The following is an 18,094-nucleotide window of genomic DNA, read 5'->3' on the forward strand; positions in this document are numbered from 1 at the left end:
ACCTATGGCGCTTACTAAAGCTGAAATGTCAGAATACCTGTTTGAGAAGCTCGGGCTGAGCAAACGGGATGCCAAAGAGCTAGTCGAGCTGTTTTTTGAAGAAGTTCGTCGCGCTTTGGAAAATGGCGAGCAGGTCAAGTTGTCAGGTTTTGGCAATTTTGATTTGCGAGACAAGAACCAACGTCCGGGACGTAACCCAAAAACTGGCGAAGATATTCCGATTACGGCGCGCCGTGTGGTCACGTTCCGTCCGGGGCAAAAGCTAAAAAGCAGGGTAGAGAACGCCTCTCCCAAAGAGTAACAGTGTCACCCAAAAAGGCCGCGCAAGCGGCCTTTTCCTATTTGATTCGTCTTCACCTTATCTATTTCAACACCGGATCGGTATCCGCCGGGGCAGTTTTCTGCGCGGCTAAACGGATTGCCCGCTCGGCTGACGTTTTTGATGTGGCTTCTTTTTTCGGATAATCCGGCACTGGCCGATGATCGTCAATCAAGTGGCGTATTGCCAGAATCGGGTGACGTAACAGCATCCGCGGCCCTGACCAGCGCATAATTGCTTTTATCGCTTCGCGTCTGGCGGGTTGATAGCAGTGGATAGGGCAATGCTTACATGCGGGTTTATCTTCACCGAAATGACAGCGCTCCAGGCGCTTGGTGGCGTAGTTGAATAAGTCTTTATACTGCGCGCTATCGTCGGTTTCAGGGTGGTGTTTTTCATACAATTCGATCATTAACCCGACGGTACGGATCTCCCGCTGTCGGTATTTTCCCAGGGGTTTTCTCGCCATGTGCGTCATGTCCTGATGAAATCATAATAGATGTATTTTAAATACAATTTATTGCAAGGGGAACGACTGAAGTCACATCTATGTGGAAAAATGCTGAGAGAAAAAGGCGAGGGGAATCCTCGCCGAGGGAAGAGGTAATCAGGCCTGACCGAACTGTGCCTGATGTAACCGGGCATAGATGCCGCTTTGTTCCAGCAGTACCTGATGGCTGCCTTGCTCAATGATGCTGCCGTTATCCACTACCACAATGCGTCCGGCATTCTGTATGGTGGCTAGCCTGTGGGCGATGACCAACGTGGTACGCCCTGCGGAAAGTTCGCTGAGCGACTGCTGTATTGCCTGCTCCGTTGCCGTATCCAGCGCGGATGTGGCTTCATCAAGAATCAGGATCGGTGGGTTTTTCAGGAAGATGCGTGCGATCGATAAACGTTGTTTCTGCCCGCCCGACAACTTAACGCCGCGCTCACCAACCACGGTATCCAGCCCATCGGGCAGATTCTCGATCAGTTCATCTAACCGTGCGCGCCGTGCGGCTTCCATGATTTCGTCATCGCTGGCATCAAGTTTGCCGTAGGCGATATTTTCCCGAATGGTACCGCCGAACAGGAAGACATCCTGCTGCACGATGCCGATTTGGCTGCGCAGCGACGCCTGCGTCATCTGACGGATATCCATGCCGTCAATGGTGATGGCTCCGCTGGTTAAATCGTAGAAGCGGGGAAGCAGAGAGCAAAGCGTGGTTTTGCCTGCGCCGGACGGACCGACAAATGCCACGGTTTCTCCGGCGCGAATCGACAGATCGATATGGCGGAGAATCGGGCGCTCGGCGGAATAGCCAAAACTCACCTGATTAAACCGGATATCGCCTTTCAACAGTCCGGCATCATGCGCATCAGGAGCATCGGCAATCTCGGGAACGGTATCGAGCAGTTGGGTAAAGCGCTTGAAGCCCGCAATGCCTTTGGGGTAGCTCTCCAGCACCGAGGTAATCTTGGCTACCGGGCGGAAGAACACTTCAATCAGCAACAGGAAGCCGATGAAACCGCCGTAGCTGAGTTCTCCCTGAATGACATACCAAATACCTGCCAGCATCACGATAAGCTGTATCAGGCGCGTGCTGAGGTAGCTGAGCGTCATGCTGGCGGTCATGATGCGATACGCCTGTAATTTGGTTCGGCGGTAGTTTTCGTTATCGTTGGAGAACAGTTTCTTCTCATGCGCTTCATTAGCAAACGCTTTAACGACGCGGATACCACCAACGCTTTCTTCAATGCGGGCGTTGAAGTTACCAACCTGACCGAAGAGCTGACGCCAGGTCTCCGTCATGCGGGCGCCATAGCGGCTGACAAGATACGTCATGAACGGCACGATAATAATCGTCAGCAGCGCCAGATTCAGGTGAACGGTCGCCATCAGGATGAACGCACCGATAAACGTCATGATCGCGAGAAAGAGGTCTTCCGGGCCGTGGTGAGCGATTTCCCCAACTTCCTCCAGATCTTTGGTGACGTGGGTGATGATATGCCCGGTCTTCATATTGTCGTAGTAGCGGAATGGCAAATTCTGCAGGTGCTCAAAGGCCTGCCGCCGCATATCGGTTTCAATACCGACGCCCAGCGCATGTCCCCAATAGTTGACGATGGCAATTAGCGCGGTATTCAGCAGATAGACTGCCAATAGCGCCACCGACGCTAACAGGATCAGCGACCAGTCCTGAGCCGGTAACAGTTTGTCGATGAACGCTTTAATCGCCATCGGAAACCCTAATTCAAGCAGGCCTGCGATAATGGCACAGCCGAAATCGAGGACGAATAACCCTTTGTATGGGGAATAGTACGAGAAGAAACGCCTTAACATGTGTGACTTTTTTTAGGTAACGAAATGTGAAGGTGACTATAACAGGTTAGCGAAAAGAATGTGACCGCGGGCAAATTAAGGTTTTTATTAGCCGGGAAACGCCAGCAGGAATCGCAGGGGACGACAGCGGATCAGGTCGTGGGCGACCGTGTCGCATACCAGCAGAGCAGTGAACCCGCGGTGACCATGGCGACGCCTTGCCAGAATGAAACGGCGGGTGTGATGTTGAGCCAGAGTGCAGCAAGAAATGTGGAAAGCACCGGCGTAAAGTAGGACGCGGTTGCCAGCAGCGTCAGGTTGCCATGCTGAATACCGATATTCCAGGCGGAATAGGCCAGCGCGGTCGATGCGCCCATAAAGATCAGTTGCAGCGCACTCGGTAAGGTTAATGAAATCGTACCTTCGGCACTGAAGGAATACTGCATCCATAGCACGAGGGATGAGACGAAAAAGAACAGTGATACGCCGCTTTTTCCCTGTGCATAGCGCTTGGTGATATTGCAGTAGAGCGCCCAGGTCAGGGCCGCAGAAAACGCCAGGCTGTAGGCCAGCGGGTTAGCAAGAATATTGTTCCACAGTAACGCTGGCGTCCAGTCGCTGTCTCCTTTCATAATCCACACAATGCCGCCCAGCGAGAGTACGAGGCCGGGCCAGAGCAGAAAACGGCTTTTTTGCTGATTGATAAAAAGTGAAAAGAATATGGTCAAACTGGGCCACAAATAGTTAATCATCCCTATTTCTATCGCCTGCAGGCGGCTATCCGCTAACCCGATGGAGAGTGATAAAAATATCTCGTAGCAGACAAACATTGCACCGCCTGCGAACAAATAAACCCGGGGCAGCGTTTTAATGCGGGGGAGGCCATAAAAAGCCAGTAGGCATAGTGTGCTGGTGGAATAAATCATCGCCGCGCCGCCGATGGGGCCAAGCGCTTCTGTCAGGCTGCGGATCAGCCCGACGGATGTGCTCCATAGAATGATTGCCAGTAAGCCTGTGAGTGTGGCGCGCTGTGGCGTCATATTTATTCCTGTCATTCTTCCAATTGCCTGTGCGCGGCTATTATCCGGCCCTTCAATGAGCCTTGCTTTTGCGGGCCAACGCTTCGCCTTGTTCAAAACGCTGGCGTTCTGTCCTGCGGCTCGAATGATTGTGGAAACCGTGAAGCGTGTGCAGAAAAAATCAAGAGCAAACCGGACGCCATTATCCGCGTCCGGTGGTGCTCACCGTGAGGGTTTACCGCCAGAAGTCATCAAAAACGGTAATCGGCGGACGGCGCTTGTGTTCGGTCTTGCGATACCAGTTTTCGATAATGGCCGCATCCTTAGCCTCAATCTGTTTGCCTTCCAGATAGTCGTCGATCTTTTCATAGGTGACGCCCAGCGCGACCTCATCCGGGAGAGACGGGCGATCTTCTTCCAGATCGGCGGTGGGGGCTTTGGTATAAAGATGAGAAGGGCAGCCCAGTTCGCGCAGCAGCGCTTTGCCTTGACGCTTGTTCAGTCGGAAAATCGGGTTGATATCGGTACCGCCATCACCGTATTTGGTGAAAAAGCCCGTTACCGCTTCTGCGGCATGATCGGTGCCGACGACCAGCCCGGCGTTCATCCCCGCAATGCTGTACTGCGCTTTCATGCGCTCTCTGGCTTTTTCGTTGCCTTTTACAAAATCGGACAGCTCTACGCCAATGGCGCGCAAGGTGGCTTCACTGGCCTCAATGGCGGGCTTGATGTTGACGGTTAATACGCGGTCAGGTTGGATAAAGGCGATGGCGTCCTGACAGTCGGCTTCATCAGCCTGTACGCCGTAAGGCAGCCGAACGGCGATAAACTGATAGCGTGCGTTTCCCGTCTCATTGCGTAATTCCGTGATAGCCGTCTGACACAGTTTGCCGGTCAGCGTAGAATCCTGACCGCCGCTGATGCCCAAAACTAACGACGTAACGAACGGGTGAGCATTCAGATAATTCTTTAAAAAATCAACGCTAACACGGATTTCCTGTGCTGGATCGATACTGCTTTTCACTCCCAGCGCAGTGATAATGTCGCTTTGTAATGACATGCCATCCCCCTCCTGAACTTATTGATACTGCAAAAGAATTATTACGATTGCCTGAGTGTAAAACGAATTGGCGTGAAGAAAAAGAACAAGCTGTCAGGTAGTCATTTTCCCTATAGATAACCCGTTTTTGACTATCGGCCAAGATGTTACATACCTGCGTTATGATTTGAAAAAGTGGTCGCCGCCGACTAGCCTTAGGGTGACCCATTAATAATGAGGTGATGAAATGAAGAATAACAGATTACTGGTATGTATTGCGGCAGCAGGTGCTGTCATGCTGGCGGGATGTTCGGCTTATAACAAGGCAGAAAGCTATGTTAATGAGCCTGTGGTGAAAGATGTGAAGGTGGGAATGACGAAGCAGCAGGTTCATCAACTCGCAGGCAGCGGAATGGAAAGGCGCCTGGTGAATGCCAAGGGTACCTGTAGTGATTATCTGCTGAAAAACCGCGATGGCACTGCACAGAACTATTTCGTGAGCTACAACGACACTGGCCATGTTCTCAATAAAGGCTTCCAGAGCTGCCAGGCTTACGACACTAACCCACAGCGCTAACCTAGCTAGCCCGATGGCACGAGATCGTTATTAGAAAAGCGTCATAAAAAAATGCAGGGAACGTTTTTCAACGTTGCACAGCAACGGCCCATGCAAAAGAAAACGCCGACAGCATCAGCCGTCGGCGTTTTCTTTTGCATGGCAAACGTGGCTTAGCGATGCGTCAGTTCTGCGTCATCCTGCGCGTTGAAAACCGTTTTATCCGTTTGTTTCATCAATTGGCTGGTGACGGTACCGGCCGTCATCGAACCGCTGACGTTAAGCGCCGTACGGCCCATATCGATAAGCGGCTCAATGGAAATCAGCAGCGCAACGAGAGTCACCGGCAGCCCCATCGCGGGCAGGACGATTAACGCAGCAAAGGTTGCGCCGCCGCCCACACCGGCTACGCCGGCAGAACTGATTGTGACGATACCGACCAGCGTCGCGATCCAGACGGGATCCAACGGGTTAATGCCGACCGTCGGCGCGACCATGACGGCCAGCATCGCCGGGTAAAGCCCCGCACAACCGTTCTGACCGATTGTCGTACCGAAAGAGGCCGCAAAGCTGGCGATAGACTGCGGTACGCCAATACGACGCGTTTGTGCCTCAATGCTGAGTGGGATCGTCGCCGCACTGGAGCGGCTGGTAAATGCGAACGTCAGTACCGGCCAGACTTTACGGTAAAAACGTGCCGGATTGATGCCCGTGAAAGACAGGATCAGCGCATGGACACCGAACATAATCGCCAGTCCCAGATAGGACGCGACAACGAAACTGCCCAGCTTGAGGATGTCTTGCAGGTTAGAACTGGCGACCATTTTGGTCATTAACGCCATGACGCCGTATGGGGTCAATTTCATCACCAGACGAACGAGCTTCATCACCCAGGATTGCAGCGTATCAATGGCGGTTAACACACGTTCGCCTTTCACTGCGTCATCTTTCAGCAGTTGCAGAGCTGCAACGCCAAGGAACGCCGCGAAGACGACGATGCTGATGATGGATGTTGGGTTAGCACCGGTCAGCTCAGCAAACGGGTTTTTGGGAATGAATGACAGGATAAGCTGAGGAACGTTAAGGTCAGCAACCTTACCAGCATAGTTGTTTTCAATCGCCGTTAATCGCGCGGTTTCCTGCGCGCCTTGTACCAGCCCGGTCGCCGTCAGGCCAAATAGGTTAGTCACAAAGACGCCGACCAGCGCAGAAATCAACGTGGTGATCAACAGGGTGGAAAGGGTCAATAGACTGATTTTCCCTAATGACGACGCATTATGCAGCTTGGCAACGGAATTCAGAATGGAGATAAAGACCAGCGGCATGACGATCATCTGTAACAGCTGCACATAGCCATTACCGACGATATTAAACCATGAGATGGACTGCTTGATGACCGGGTTGTCGCCGCCATAAATCAGATGCAGCGCCAGGCCAAATAACACCCCAACAACCAATCCCAGCAACACTTTCTTTGCCAGACTCCAGGAGGCGTTACGGCTGGCGTAACCGAGTCCGAGTAGTAATACGACAAATAGCAGAATATTTATGAGTAGCGGAAAATTCATCCGGCTTTGCTCCCTATCAGTGAATCGCACCACATTGCCACGACCCCGTGCCGCAACGCAGAACGGTGGAGGCAGTGTGATTTTTTGCGATAAAAAATAACAAACGCGCACAGGATAACAGGTCTTTTACCATCATGTTACAGAGATATGTCTGACGCCAGGTAACGTGGCTATTTCACGTATTGAAAGAGGTAGGTTTGCGCGGATTGCAAAAAGCGAAATGACTGCTCGTAAGTGCAGCAATTCAAATTCTTCTGCGGCTGATACAGTGAAAAGCCGATACAGGCAATACACAGGAAGCGCTCTAGTTGATTGCCTTTTTGGCTGTTTAAGAGCGGTAAGCGGAAGCGCCAGCGACAGGGCCAGAGCAGGGGAACGCCGGAGGGAGTCAGCATGTCAGCAAGGATGTGGCTTAGATAACCGACGATCATGGCATGGTAGGCATCCGTCGGGATCGGCCAATCTGGCGGCAGGCGAGTCTGGATAAAGAAAATACCAGCGGCGATGGCAAGGAGGCTGTGGGTAAATCCACGATGGCCAAAGAGGCGGGCAATCGGCGCAGAAAGCCACTTCAGGCGCTGCCCGAGGACGGATTTGGGGTGATCGATATCGGGCAGCAGTGCGGTAAGGAGTGCACCGGGAATAATGTGCCACCAGTCTCCGGTAGCCAGCGCTGGCGACAGCTCAACTTTTTTAGCCAGAATCGCGCAGGCAACAGAAAACAGCAGGTGTCCTTCCGCAGTCATGAAACGTCTCAAATAAAACTGTTATTTTATACAGTATAAAAGATTATTCCTGCCTGCGGAAGCGGTGACGGCGTAACGATTTATGTCGACTAGGGTGTGCGTGCCGCCTTTTATGGCGCAGGTTTCGGCTGTTCGTTGCTTACTGGTAAAACACGCAGCCAGTTGTCCAGTAACTGAGGCCAGGCAGCGGCGGGCAGTCCTTTGGTGCCACGCAGGCCGAAACCGTGCTTACCTTTCTCAAAGAGATGCATTTCAACCGGAATCTGTTTTGCCCGCAGCGCGCTGAACATCACCAAACTGTTATCAACCGATACCGAAGGGTCATCAACCGCATGCACCAGAAACGTAGGGGGCGTTTGCGCGGTAACCTGTTTCTCTGGAGAGTAACGAACGACCTGCGCTTCCGTCGGCTGTTCGCCGATTAATTGCTTGCGCGAGCCTGCATGCGCAATATCCGCCTGCATTGAAATCACGGGGTACATCAACACCATGAAATCAGGACGTGCACTTACGTTATCAATGGCATCTGTTGCGGGGTAAACGGACTGGGCGAATCGGGTTCCCAGGCTGGCAGCAACATGACCACCGGCGGAGAATCCCATAATACCGATGCGCTGTGGGTTAATGTGCCACTTCTCGGCGTTGGCTCTCAGGGTTCTGATAGCACGCTGTGCATCGGCCAATGGAGCATCAGCGCCTTCTTTATGGCCTTCACCGGGCATACGGTAGGTCATCACAAAAAGGGTGTATCCCTGCTGATTAAAGAAAGGGGCCAGATCGCTGCCTTCCTTATCCAACACCACGCGCTGGTAAGATCCGCCTGGTGTAATGAGCAATGCCATGCCGTTGGGCTTCTCTGCTGGATAAACGGTAATTTCGGGGCTGCGAATACCGGTTGCTGCCCGATCGGGAAGAGAGGGATCTTTGCTTCGTTCGACCAGTTGCGGCTGTGCCGTTGAAGAAGAGGCTCCTGGCGCTTCGCCGTGTGGCCAGACAGGAAAAACAGGTTGGGCGTAACTGAATCCATTTACAGACATCATAATGGCCCCGACAAGCAGAGAACGAACAATCATGATAGATCACCTGACAAAGGGAAGGAGGGGAGAAATCGTTGGGCGGTGGTAAAAAAATAGGGTAGCCATCACATCGGAGAAAAAATGACCACCCTGAACCGCAAATTTTAATAAAGAAATAACATTCATACACGAAGAGGGTAAATCAGACACAGCAATTCCAACAGCTAAAACGCATGCAGCTAAATCGCATTTAACGACACCACATGTAACAACGAAACGTAACTAACTTGCTAAACCTACTACGGACATAATAAAGAGATGTTAATGATAAAAAATAAAACTGGGTGAATCAATTAACACTAACATCCCTTTTGCCAACTTATAACGCTTATTTAAATAATAAGGCCGTTATTAGAAGCTGTATTGCACACCAACACGGTAACGAGTTTGACGATGATCGCTCGTACCAGATTCTGCAACGTTACCTACCGCCATATAAGGCTTCCAGTTTTTATCCAATTTGTAGGACAATTTTACATCGTGGTCAAAATTATATGTTTCATTGTCGTATTGGTACTGACCTGCTTTATTCGCTTTTTTGTAATCCAGCTCATAATCAACCTGAAAATCTTTCAGGAATTTATAGCTAACAACAGCGGTCAGGTTATAACCATTCTCTTGTGTTGATGAAGAGCTGCCGATTTTATCGCTATTACGCTTGTAGTATGGGCGGTAGCGCAGAGAAGTGGACAGATCGTCGGTGATATTGACTTTACCGCGCAGGTATGGGCGGTAGTTGTTGGAGGTAGAGCTTGAATCTAAAGAGAAACCTGGTTCCAGCGAGAAGGTTTTGTTGATGTTGTAAACATAGCTGGCAACGACTTCTGTACCGTTGCTGACGGTTTCATTAAAGGGTTTGTTAGGTTTATTGTCTTTACCCGATTGTGCCCATTTAGCTTCAACAGACAAACCAAAACCATTAGCGAAACGATGAGACATCGATAAACGATCTTTATGTTCGGCTTTCGGGGTGTCTTTCATTTCATGACGGTAATCGATTGTTACAGCCATTGCATTCACACTAATTAATGACGTAACTGCCAGAGCTAATAATTTAAATTTCATTGTTATATTCCCTATTGGTTAGGATATTGCTTAATAAAAAACGCGCATTATGCTTTTTGGGACAAGTTCTATTTTATTTATTATTAAACTACGTTCTGTGATCGAGATCGTCTTGAGTAACAAAAAGTAAAATGGGGTTTCAAATTGTGAGGGAGATCGAGTTGAATATAACGGTTGTTTTAATTTAAATGAAAAATCCCTGCCGTCAGTACGGCAGGGATGAATTACAGGGTAAATCAGGTGCTACATTATTTCATTGCGCGTTTCAGAATACGCTCAGATTGACGCTGGAAGTATTTCGCTGCGTCTTCCACAGATTTCTGACCGTAATCGATAGACTGGATGGTATCACCAAACAGAGAAACGATTTGTGGATCGTCGAAATAAGGAGAAACGGCAACGTCATGTGGCAGAGACAGCGCCAGTTTCAAGCCGGCAACCGCTGGTGCATCGTCTTTGATGACGCCATCAGCAGTCAACTGAGCAACAGCCGCTTTACTCAACGGAACACCACGTTCCAGACCCAGAGCCTGAGCACCTTCTTTGCTGTTCAGCAGGAAGTTGATCAACTGAGCAGATTCTTTAGGATACTTAGTTGATTTACCGATAGACAGCATCTGTGCAGGTTTGAAGAACAAGCCGGCATCTTTCGCACCTGGCAGCATTGGGTAGCTACCCAATTCCAGTTTTGCTGGTGGTTGCAGGTTGTCAGAGTACTTGGTAATGGTGGAGTTCCACATGTAAGTACCAGACCATTCGCCAGTGATCCATGGCTTCATTTCATACATGTTGCTCTTGCCGAAAGAGGCATAGTACTTCGCATCAGGCATGACATGGCTGTCGATCAGTTTTTTATACATGCCAAAGAATTCAGCCCATTGCGCATCGGTATAGGCGAATTTCTGACCTTTTACATCAATCGCTGGAATGTTGTATTTCTGAACCATATAAGAGTTCAGCAGTGCCAGAGAATCCTGGTGTTCCAACACGATAGGGTAGTATTGGTCGCCCAGTTTTTCTTTGAACACTTTACCGGCGTTCAGCAACTCGTCCCACGTTTTTGGATATTCCAGACCGGCTTTTTTCCAGCTTTCGGTGTTGAAATAGAACACGCGAGCCGTAACGGAAATTGGAATACCGTTCAGTTTGCCGTTGACCGTGGTGTTTTGCAGTTCTTTGGATTCAAACTGGGTCAGATCCAGAGAATCTTTAACCTTGTTCAGATCGTAAAAACCATCGCCGTTTTTAGAGAAAATCGGCAGCCAGTTCCAGTTGGTCTGCATCACATCTGGCTCGGTATTACCGGCAATCTGCGTTGTCAGACGAGACAGGTGACCATCCCAGCCAGTGTATTCTGCTTTAACGGTGATGTTTGGATGCTGCTTATGGAACTCTTCAATGGCTTTGAGCGTCTGCTGGTGACGGCTGTTGCCGCCCCACCATGACATTCTCAATTCCACATTATCAGCGGCCAAAGACGGCATTGCCACTAACGCCAGAGATGAAGCTATTAACGTGTGTAGGATCGCTTTTTTCATCGGTTACTACTCCTGTTAAAGAGAGATATTTTTTTCTGTTTTTGCATCAAAAATATGGCATTTTTCCATGTCGAACTGGAAATATACCGGACGATGCAGTCCCTTCTCGATAATCAGCCGACCTTCGTCATAAGGAATGCGGCTGGTTAATTCAAAGCCATCGACTTTAATGTACATAAAGAATTCGTGACCCATGTTTTCTACGCGAACCAGCTCACCCTGTGAGTGGCTGCCTTCAAATGGCGTATCTGACACGGAAACATAGTCTGGGCGAACACCGAAGAATACGTCTTGTCCGATATAGCTGCGCACTTTATCTTGTTTTTCAGCACTTAACACCAGCGCGTTATTACCCACAACAACGCCAACCTGGCCGTCTTTCTCGACCAGTTTGCACGGCTTAATGTTCATTTCTGGTGAGCCAATGAAGCCCGCAACGAACATGTTGACAGGGAAGTGGTACAGGTTATCCGGCGTATCGACCTGCATGATGTGACCGAGTTTCATCACGCAGATACGGTCACCCATGGTCATTGCTTCAGTCTGATCGTGGGTAACATATACGCTTGTCGCCGCTTTACCGCTTTTCTTCAACTGCTTATGCAGGTCAGAAATACGGATACGCATGGAAGCACGCAGTTTGGCATCCAGGTTTGACAACGGTTCGTCAAACAGGAACACATCTGGTTTTTTTACGATAGCGCGGCCTACGGCCACACGCTGAGCCTGACCACCAGACAGCTGGCGCGGCAAACGATCCATCAGTTCTTCCAGTTCCAGAATTTTGGCCGCTTCTGCTACCTGCGCTTCAATTTGCTCTTTAGGAATTTTGCTCAGTTTCAGACCAAACGCCAGGTTCTCTTTTACCGTCATGTGAGGGTAGAGGGCATAGTTCTGGAACACCATCGCAATCCCACGCTCTTTTGGCGCCAGATTGTTAACAACGCGTTCACCGATGCGAACTTCACCGCCGCTAATGGTTTCCAGGCCTGCCAGCATGCGCAGCGTGGTGGATTTCGCACAGCCAGACGGGCCGACGATAACCATGAATTCGCCGTCTTTAATCGTCAGGTCGATGCCGTGAACGGCTTTGAAACCGTTGGAGTATACTTTTTCCAGTTTATTGAAAATAACTTCAGCCATGATAAATCCTCTATTAACCTTTAATTCCGCTGCTGGTCACGCCTTGTACGAAATAGCGCTGTGCCAGGAAGAAAACAATGATGGATGGCAGAATGGAGATGCTGGACATGGCCAGAATTTCATTCCACGGAGCGCCTTCAGTAACGTCGATAGACATTTTCAGCGCCAGCGCAATCGGATATTTATCCACGCTATAAACATAAATCAGCGGACCGATGAAGTCGTTCATTGACCACATGAACTGGAACAGCGCAACAGAGATGATGGCTGGTTTCAAAATCGGCACGACCACATACCACAGAACCTGGAAAGAGTTACAGCCATCGATCTGTGCCGCTTCTTCCATATCACGTGGTACACCACGCAGGAACTGGATCAGCATGAACACAAAGAACCCTTGTGTTGCAAACGCGACCGGCAAGTACAGTGGCAGATAGCTGTTCAGCATGCCCATTTCGCGGAACATGAGGTACTGAGGAATCAGTAACACGGTGCTTGGTAGCAGCATGGTGGCAATCAGCGTGGCAAACCAGAAATTCTTCCACGGAATGTCAAAGCGAGCGAAACCATAAGCCACAATTACCGAGGAGATGACGGTCAGAACCACTTTCGGAATCACATACTGGAAAGTGTTGATCATGTAATGACCGAAATTGTATTCCGTACCGGTTTTCCAACCGTTAACGAAACCGTCCCAGGTGGCGTGAGCAGGCCACAGACCCAACGTAGTGAAAATCTCGTGGTTCGGTTTGAACGACGCCGAGAACATCCACGCCAATGGATAAAGCATCAGTAAACCAACAAACAGCAGTATCACGTAACGGATAGCGGCACTGAGTTTTTCTTTACGCAGCGTGCGGCGTACTTCTGCAGCAGCAACTTCTTGTGCTGTAGTCAGGTTTGAATGCATGTCAGCCATTTTTTCCTCCTTTATCAGCGGAGTAGAACACCCAGTATTTCGACGACTTAAAGGAGATAGACGCAAATACTGCAACAACCAGGAACAGAACCCATGCCAGCGCAGCACCGTAGCCCATATCGAAATACTTGAACGCCGTATCATAGATATAGAGCGAGAACAGGTAGGTGTAGTGCGTTGGACCGCCGCCAGTGATGACGTAAGGTGCCGTAAACTCCTGGAATGCCTGAGTGGTCTGCATGATAAAGTTAAAGAAGATAACTGGTGTAATCAGCGGTACCGTTACTTTCAGGAACATCTGCCATTTGGATGCGCCGTCGATCATTGCCGCTTCATACTGTGATTGCGGAACGTTCTGCAATGCAGCCAGGAAGATCACCATCGCGGAACCGAACTGCCAGACGCGCAACAGCGTTACCGACATCAGTGCCAGAGACGGTTCGCCCAGCCAGTTGATGGCGTCAAAGCCAAACACGCCGAGGAAGCTGTTTAACAAACCATCGATGGCGAACAGTGCACGCCACAATACGGCGATTGCTACGCTGCTGCCCAGAATAGAAGGCACATAGTAAGCAGTACGGAAGAAACCGATACCACGTAATTTGAAATTAAGTACAAACGCAATTAACAGTGCGAAGATTAATTTCAATGGAATGGTCAGAAATACATAGGCAAAGGTAACGCCCATTGATTTCCAAAAGAGATCATCTTCCAGGAACATACGGTGATAGTTTTCTAGTCCCGTAAATTCAGGCGGATTGATCAAGTCATACTCAGTAAAACTGAGGATAAATGACGAAACAAAGGGGAAAGCGGTAAAAACTATCAGCCCTATAATATAGGGGGAGATATAGGCTAACCCCAGCATTCTGTTTTCATTCATAATGCTTACCTATTGATTAATTGTGAACCATTAAAAAAAACATAAAATTAAGCTGTTAATAACTCTGGATAAATTAATTCCACGTCATAAACAATTCTATTTTCCCCGTTAACGTGAAAATCACCGTGAACATATCCACCCTGTGTCAGGTACGGCGGGATATCGTTTAATTTGTTGCGACAGGCGGCAACGAAAGTCAGTAAAGCCAGCGGATAGGTATCATCCAGACGAACATAACGATGCTGTGCGGAGCGAACAAACAGACCACGATGGAAATGTTGTTCAAACAAAACGTCAGCTAACTGCGCGGCGTAATGTGCCCAGGATTCTGATTGCTTGTGATCGGCCAGTTCGATGACGGTTAACAACAGTAACGGGCTGGCGATGGATTGAATGTCTTCTTTATTCAGTCGCGTCAGCATGGTGTTAACCAGTGCGTACAGGTCCTCATCACCGCTCAGGCGATAAGCCCGAACCAGCGGTAATAAGTAGTCACCTTCTAATGCGAACGGTTTTAACTCCGTCCCTGCTTTGCCGTAGTAGCCATCACGTTTAAAACGGTAGCCGGTCATGTCCTGACCGTTGTTCCACATCGGGCGCAGCGTATTGCTGGTGACATCATAGGCGTACTGGTAGTAATTTTTTAACCCTGAAATAACCCAATCCAGCATTTCGGCATCGGGCTGCGTGCGGAGAATATCCAGCATTGCCAGTGGGTTATCAATCAGCAGGGGGCGCATATCGCGGAATAGCACATTGGCTTCACGTGCGATTGCACCAAACTCTGGGCCAAACTGGCGTTGAGCGCGATCGCCAAACCAGGATTGCGTCTGGTTATCGTCTTCCGGTACCGGCTGGCGCTGCTGTGGTGAGCTGAACTGGTAAACGGGCATACCGGTTTCAGGATTGCGCGCCAACACGTATTGGCGATAAAGGTGCTTACCCCAGGCCGCGGCGTGGCTATCGCCCGTGTATTCTGCATACTTGAATGCGGCATAAATCAGGTCTGTGCCGGCATTAACAAAAGTCAGCCCTTTCGTTAACGGCAGAACAGGCCACTGTGCCGGATCGACGACGTCATGGCGGGCATGCAGGAAAACATTCGGATCGCGTTTCTTGCTGTAATCGCCATGGCGACCCAGATCCAGTGATTCCCAGTCTTCAACGTGCGCGTTCCAGAAACCCTGAAAGAAATTCAGCGTCTTTTCCGCATTCACACGGTGCAATAGCGCGTAATAGGGCAGGTGGTGCTTTAATTCATGCACCTGAGCTTTGGATTCTGGTCCTTCGCCGTCCAATGTATCCAGATTAATAAAACGGTGACCGCCCCAGTAGAACAGACCGCTATTATCATCAACGAAGTGATCCAGGAAATATTCGCTTTGTGCGATAGCGTGCTGTTGGTAAATATCATTACCCGTAACAACGCTCATGGCGCACAGCGTTCTGAGCCAGTTTTGCTGGCTGGCAAAATTAGAAATAGGTGCGCTGTGCCCATCTGGGAATTGCCACACCACAGGGGCATAGTTTTCCACATCAAAGCCGTCGGCCAATAATAATGTCGGCTGAGTTTGGCTGCGGCCTTTATCCTGAACGCAAGCAATGTGGCTATCAAGTGCAGCAACCCATTCGTCGAGCTGCGATTTCCTGCTGGTGTATAAGTTTTCAAAAATACTCATGGAGTACCTTCTTATGGAACCGTGGAACAGTTCCTTATAAATAGAAACACTGTTTTGATTGATTATATTGCGCTATTAACCTTGTCGTCATGCACGCAATATCGAAAGTGTGATCAAAGTCGGAACGTTGTTTTGATTTTTTTTAAGAAAGGATTTTGGCAGGAGGAAGAATCGTGAAAAAAGAAATAACGACTTGAAAAATAAATAAAAAGCACAACCGAAATTGTGCTTTTTATCGCAAGTTGGCGAAATGCCGCTAAGAAAAACTGCGCTTAGCGAGCCAGCCAGCCACCATCAACAGCAATCGTGTAACCGTTGATGTAGTCAGATGCGCTGGAAGCCAGGAACACTGATGGGCCCATCAGGTCCTGCGGTAAGCCCCAACGGCCTGCCGGGATACGATCCAGAATTTCTTTGCTGCGTTCTTCATCGGCGCGCAACTGCTGGGTATTGTTGGTAGCCATATATCCCGGCGCAATTGCGTTGACGTTGATACCGTGTTTTGCCCACTCGTTCGCCATCAAACGCGTTACACCCATAACGGCGCTTTTTGACGCGGTATAAGAAGGTACGCGGATACCACCCTGGAAGGACAGCATAGACGCGATGTTGATGATCTTGCCGCCTTTACCTTGTTTGATGAACTGGCGCGCAACGGTCTGAGACATAAAGAACACGCTCTTAATGTTCAGGTTCATTACGTCGTCCCAGTTTTTCTCGCTGAAATCGATCGCATCTTCACGACGGATGATACCGGCGTTGTTAACCAGAATGTCAACGTGACCAAATTCAGCAACGGCTTTTTCTACCAGTTCAGCATGACCAGCGACGTTGCTCATGTCAGCGGTCAGGCTCAGGAAACGGCGCCCCAGTGCAGTGACTTTTTCGATGGTGTCTTTCGGTTCAACGATGTTGACGCCGACGATATCACAACCGGCTTGTGCCAGACCGATAGCCATACCCTGACCCAAACCCGTATCACAACCAGTGATAAGAGCAACTTTACCTTGCAAATCAAAAGAATTTAAAATCATATCTCTAATCTCTCTATAAGCGACAATAATTAGTCGTTAGCTGTTACTGTAGGGAACACCGGTACTTCCGGTTGAAAGCGATTAACGTAACTCGCTAACCTTGACGTGATCCATGTCACCGAAAACCTGATTCTCGCCAACCATGCCCCAGATGAAGGTGTAGCGTCTGGTGCCAACACCGGAATGAATCGACCAGCTCGGTGAAATCACCGCCTGCTCGTTTTTTATAACTATGTGACGGGTTTCTTGCGGTTGCCCCATCATGTGGAAAACGGCCGTTTCATCGTCCATGTCAAAATAGAAATAGACTTCCATTCGGCGCTCATGCGTATGACAAGGCATGGTGTTCCATAGGCTGCCTTCGGCCAGCTTGGTTAATCCCATCGTGAGCTGGCAGGTCGGCAATACATCGGGAACGATGTATTTATTAATCGTACGGCGATTACAACTGGCATCTTCACCCACCGTTTGTGGTGAGGCGTCAGCCTGAGTAATCTTGCGGGTAGGGTATGTCGTATGTGCTGGCGCGCTGTTGTAGTAAAACTTGGCGGGATTAGCCGCATCGGCGCTGGTAAATTGCACGTCTTTCACGCCCATACCAACATAGATTGCTTCTTCATTACCCACGTCATAGCGTTCGCCATCGACAGTCACGATGCCTGCGCCGCCAATGTTGATGGCGCCGAATTCGCGACGTTCCAGAAAATAGCTGACGCCGAGTTGTTTGCCCACTTCACCGCCAATCGTCACGGCGCTGTGTAGGGGCATAATGCCACCGACGATGATTCGGTCGATGTGGCTATAGGTCATAGTGTAGGCATCGGCAGAAAAAATCTGCTCGATCAGGAATTCACGACGTAGACCGGCGGTATCCAGTTGCTTCGCGTGATCGCTGTGAATGCTTTGACGAACTTGCATTGCTTAGCCTCTCTTTCAGAGAAAAACAAAAATCAGGCGCGGTTCCTGACGCAGGAATCATTCCTGGTGAAAGCGCCGGGCGAAACAGATGATGTTGCGTGGCAGTGACAACGTCACCTGTTCCTCAACGTGCCCGGTTCTTTCTTGTTATGCGGGATGATAGTTTGGATGGGATGTGAATTCAATAAAAATGAAATAATGTTTTATTTATTTCTTGAGGGCCGTCATGGTTTTGCTTATTTTATGTTTCTTCTGGTACTGATGTGGCTAAAATGTCGCAATCCATA

General features: G+C 49.5%; 16 protein-coding genes and 1 pseudogene. 2 read left to right on the forward strand and 15 right to left on the reverse strand.

Annotated elements, in window-relative coordinates:
* The first annotated feature begins 4 nt into the window (after window positions 1-4).
* Complete coding sequence (gene ihfA / locus WCT94_RS16775) at window positions 5-301, forward strand: integration host factor subunit alpha (protein WP_009112984.1); 297 nt, start codon at window positions 5-7, stop codon at window positions 299-301.
* A gap of 61 nt (window positions 302-362) precedes the next feature.
* On the opposite strand, the gene WCT94_RS16780 is transcribed toward ihfA, so the two are convergent.
* The 4 genes from WCT94_RS16780 to nadE form a co-directional block, all read right to left on the reverse strand.
* Window positions 363-788, reverse strand: coding sequence for a nitrous oxide-stimulated promoter family protein (locus tag WCT94_RS16780; protein ID WP_336870488.1), 426 nt, complete (start codon window positions 786-788; stop codon window positions 363-365).
* A gap of 138 nt (window positions 789-926) precedes the next feature.
* Window positions 927-2,645 carry an ABC transporter ATP-binding protein gene (locus WCT94_RS16785; RefSeq protein ID WP_336870489.1) on the reverse strand — a complete coding sequence of 573 codons (1,719 nt, stop codon included), beginning with the start codon at window positions 2,643-2,645 and terminating at the stop codon, window positions 927-929.
* A gap of 131 nt (window positions 2,646-2,776) precedes the next feature.
* Window positions 2,777-3,664, reverse strand: coding sequence for an aromatic amino acid DMT transporter YddG (gene yddG / locus WCT94_RS16790; RefSeq protein ID WP_336870528.1), 888 nt, complete (start codon window positions 3,662-3,664; stop codon window positions 2,777-2,779).
* A gap of 214 nt (window positions 3,665-3,878) precedes the next feature.
* The gene (gene nadE / locus WCT94_RS16795) at window positions 3,879-4,703 is read right to left on the reverse strand and encodes an ammonia-dependent NAD(+) synthetase (RefSeq protein ID WP_336870490.1); all 825 of its coding nucleotides are present in this window, start codon (window positions 4,701-4,703) and stop codon (window positions 3,879-3,881) included.
* Window positions 4,704-4,929: 226 nt separating this feature from the next.
* Between nadE and osmE the strand changes: the two genes are divergently transcribed.
* A complete protein-coding gene (gene osmE / locus WCT94_RS16800) occupies window positions 4,930-5,259 on the forward strand; it encodes an osmotically-inducible lipoprotein OsmE (RefSeq protein WP_180741123.1) in 330 nt (109 codons plus the stop codon).
* Window positions 5,260-5,411: 152 nt separating this feature from the next.
* On the opposite strand, the gene WCT94_RS16805 is transcribed toward osmE, so the two are convergent.
* The 11 genes and pseudogenes from WCT94_RS16805 to kduI form a co-directional block, all read right to left on the reverse strand.
* Window positions 5,412-6,806: an L-cystine transporter gene (locus WCT94_RS16805; protein WP_181844179.1), complete on the reverse strand. Its 1,395-nt coding sequence runs from the start codon at window positions 6,804-6,806 to the stop codon at window positions 5,412-5,414.
* A gap of 239 nt (window positions 6,807-7,045) precedes the next feature.
* Window positions 7,046-7,552: pseudogene (locus WCT94_RS16810) on the reverse strand (metal-dependent hydrolase); the annotation flags it as partial.
* 110 nt (window positions 7,553-7,662) lie between these two features.
* Window positions 7,663-8,625: a pectin acetylesterase PaeX gene (gene paeX, locus WCT94_RS16815; RefSeq protein WP_336870493.1), complete on the reverse strand. Its 963-nt coding sequence runs from the start codon at window positions 8,623-8,625 to the stop codon at window positions 7,663-7,665.
* 354 nt (window positions 8,626-8,979) lie between these two features.
* On the reverse strand, window positions 8,980-9,693 hold the full coding sequence (locus WCT94_RS16820) for an oligogalacturonate-specific porin KdgM family protein (RefSeq protein ID WP_336870495.1): 714 nt from the start codon (window positions 9,691-9,693) through the stop codon (window positions 8,980-8,982).
* A gap of 248 nt (window positions 9,694-9,941) precedes the next feature.
* Complete coding sequence (locus tag WCT94_RS16825) at window positions 9,942-11,231, reverse strand: ABC transporter substrate-binding protein (RefSeq protein ID WP_181844176.1); 1,290 nt, start codon at window positions 11,229-11,231, stop codon at window positions 9,942-9,944.
* A gap of 15 nt (window positions 11,232-11,246) precedes the next feature.
* Complete coding sequence (locus tag WCT94_RS16830) at window positions 11,247-12,374, reverse strand: ABC transporter ATP-binding protein (protein ID WP_336870496.1); 1,128 nt, start codon at window positions 12,372-12,374, stop codon at window positions 11,247-11,249.
* 13 nt (window positions 12,375-12,387) lie between these two features.
* Window positions 12,388-13,293: a carbohydrate ABC transporter permease gene (locus WCT94_RS16835; RefSeq protein ID WP_010299968.1), complete on the reverse strand. Its 906-nt coding sequence runs from the start codon at window positions 13,291-13,293 to the stop codon at window positions 12,388-12,390.
* A complete protein-coding gene (locus WCT94_RS16840) occupies window positions 13,286-14,176 on the reverse strand; it encodes a carbohydrate ABC transporter permease (RefSeq protein ID WP_005968854.1) in 891 nt (296 codons plus the stop codon). The genes WCT94_RS16835 and WCT94_RS16840 overlap by 8 nt, the downstream gene beginning before the upstream one ends.
* A 47-nt stretch (window positions 14,177-14,223) precedes the next feature.
* Window positions 14,224-15,855, reverse strand: a complete 1,632-nt coding sequence (pelW, locus tag WCT94_RS16845) for a pectate disaccharide-lyase PelW (RefSeq protein ID WP_336870498.1) — start codon at window positions 15,853-15,855, stop codon at window positions 14,224-14,226.
* A gap of 272 nt (window positions 15,856-16,127) precedes the next feature.
* Complete coding sequence (kduD, locus tag WCT94_RS16850; RefSeq protein WP_039480559.1) at window positions 16,128-16,889, reverse strand: 2-dehydro-3-deoxy-D-gluconate 5-dehydrogenase KduD; 762 nt, start codon at window positions 16,887-16,889, stop codon at window positions 16,128-16,130.
* 81 nt (window positions 16,890-16,970) lie between these two features.
* Entirely contained in the window at window positions 16,971-17,807 is an 837-nt protein-coding gene (gene kduI, locus WCT94_RS16855) for a 5-dehydro-4-deoxy-D-glucuronate isomerase (protein ID WP_336870499.1), read from the reverse strand.
* Between the last annotated feature and the right edge of the window lie 287 nt (window positions 17,808-18,094).

Source organism: Pectobacterium sp. 1950-15 (assembly GCF_037136835.1).
Taxonomy (GTDB): Bacteria; Pseudomonadota; Gammaproteobacteria; order Enterobacterales; family Enterobacteriaceae; genus Pectobacterium.

Coding starts and splice junctions, on each gene's coding strand:
- WCT94_RS16820 (WP_336870495.1), bottom strand. CDS start 9,693: ATGAAATTTAAATTATTAGCTCTGGCAGTTACGTCATTAATTAGTGTG.
- WCT94_RS16785 (WP_336870489.1), bottom strand. CDS start 2,645: ATGTTAAGGCGTTTCTTCTCGTACTATTCCCCATACAAAGGGTTATTC.
- WCT94_RS16825 (WP_181844176.1), bottom strand. CDS start 11,231: ATGAAAAAAGCGATCCTACACACGTTAATAGCTTCATCTCTGGCGTTA.
- ihfA (WP_009112984.1), top strand. CDS start 5: ATGGCGCTTACTAAAGCTGAAATGTCAGAATACCTGTTTGAGAAGCTC.
- WCT94_RS16830 (WP_336870496.1), bottom strand. CDS start 12,374: ATGGCTGAAGTTATTTTCAATAAACTGGAAAAAGTATACTCCAACGGT.
- WCT94_RS16805 (WP_181844179.1), bottom strand. CDS start 6,806: ATGAATTTTCCGCTACTCATAAATATTCTGCTATTTGTCGTATTACTA.
- nadE (WP_336870490.1), bottom strand. CDS start 4,703: ATGTCATTACAAAGCGACATTATCACTGCGCTGGGAGTGAAAAGCAGT.
- paeX (WP_336870493.1), bottom strand. CDS start 8,625: ATGATTGTTCGTTCTCTGCTTGTCGGGGCCATTATGATGTCTGTAAAT.
- WCT94_RS16780 (WP_336870488.1), bottom strand. CDS start 788: ATGGCGAGAAAACCCCTGGGAAAATACCGACAGCGGGAGATCCGTACC.
- WCT94_RS16840 (WP_005968854.1), bottom strand. CDS start 14,176: ATGAATGAAAACAGAATGCTGGGGTTAGCCTATATCTCCCCCTATATT.
- pelW (WP_336870498.1), bottom strand. CDS start 15,855: ATGAGTATTTTTGAAAACTTATACACCAGCAGGAAATCGCAGCTCGAC.
- yddG (WP_336870528.1), bottom strand. CDS start 3,664: ATGACGCCACAGCGCGCCACACTCACAGGCTTACTGGCAATCATTCTA.
- kduI (WP_336870499.1), bottom strand. CDS start 17,807: ATGCAAGTTCGTCAAAGCATTCACAGCGATCACGCGAAGCAACTGGAT.
- kduD (WP_039480559.1), bottom strand. CDS start 16,889: ATGATTTTAAATTCTTTTGATTTGCAAGGTAAAGTTGCTCTTATCACT.
- WCT94_RS16835 (WP_010299968.1), bottom strand. CDS start 13,293: ATGGCTGACATGCATTCAAACCTGACTACAGCACAAGAAGTTGCTGCT.
- osmE (WP_180741123.1), top strand. CDS start 4,930: ATGAAGAATAACAGATTACTGGTATGTATTGCGGCAGCAGGTGCTGTC.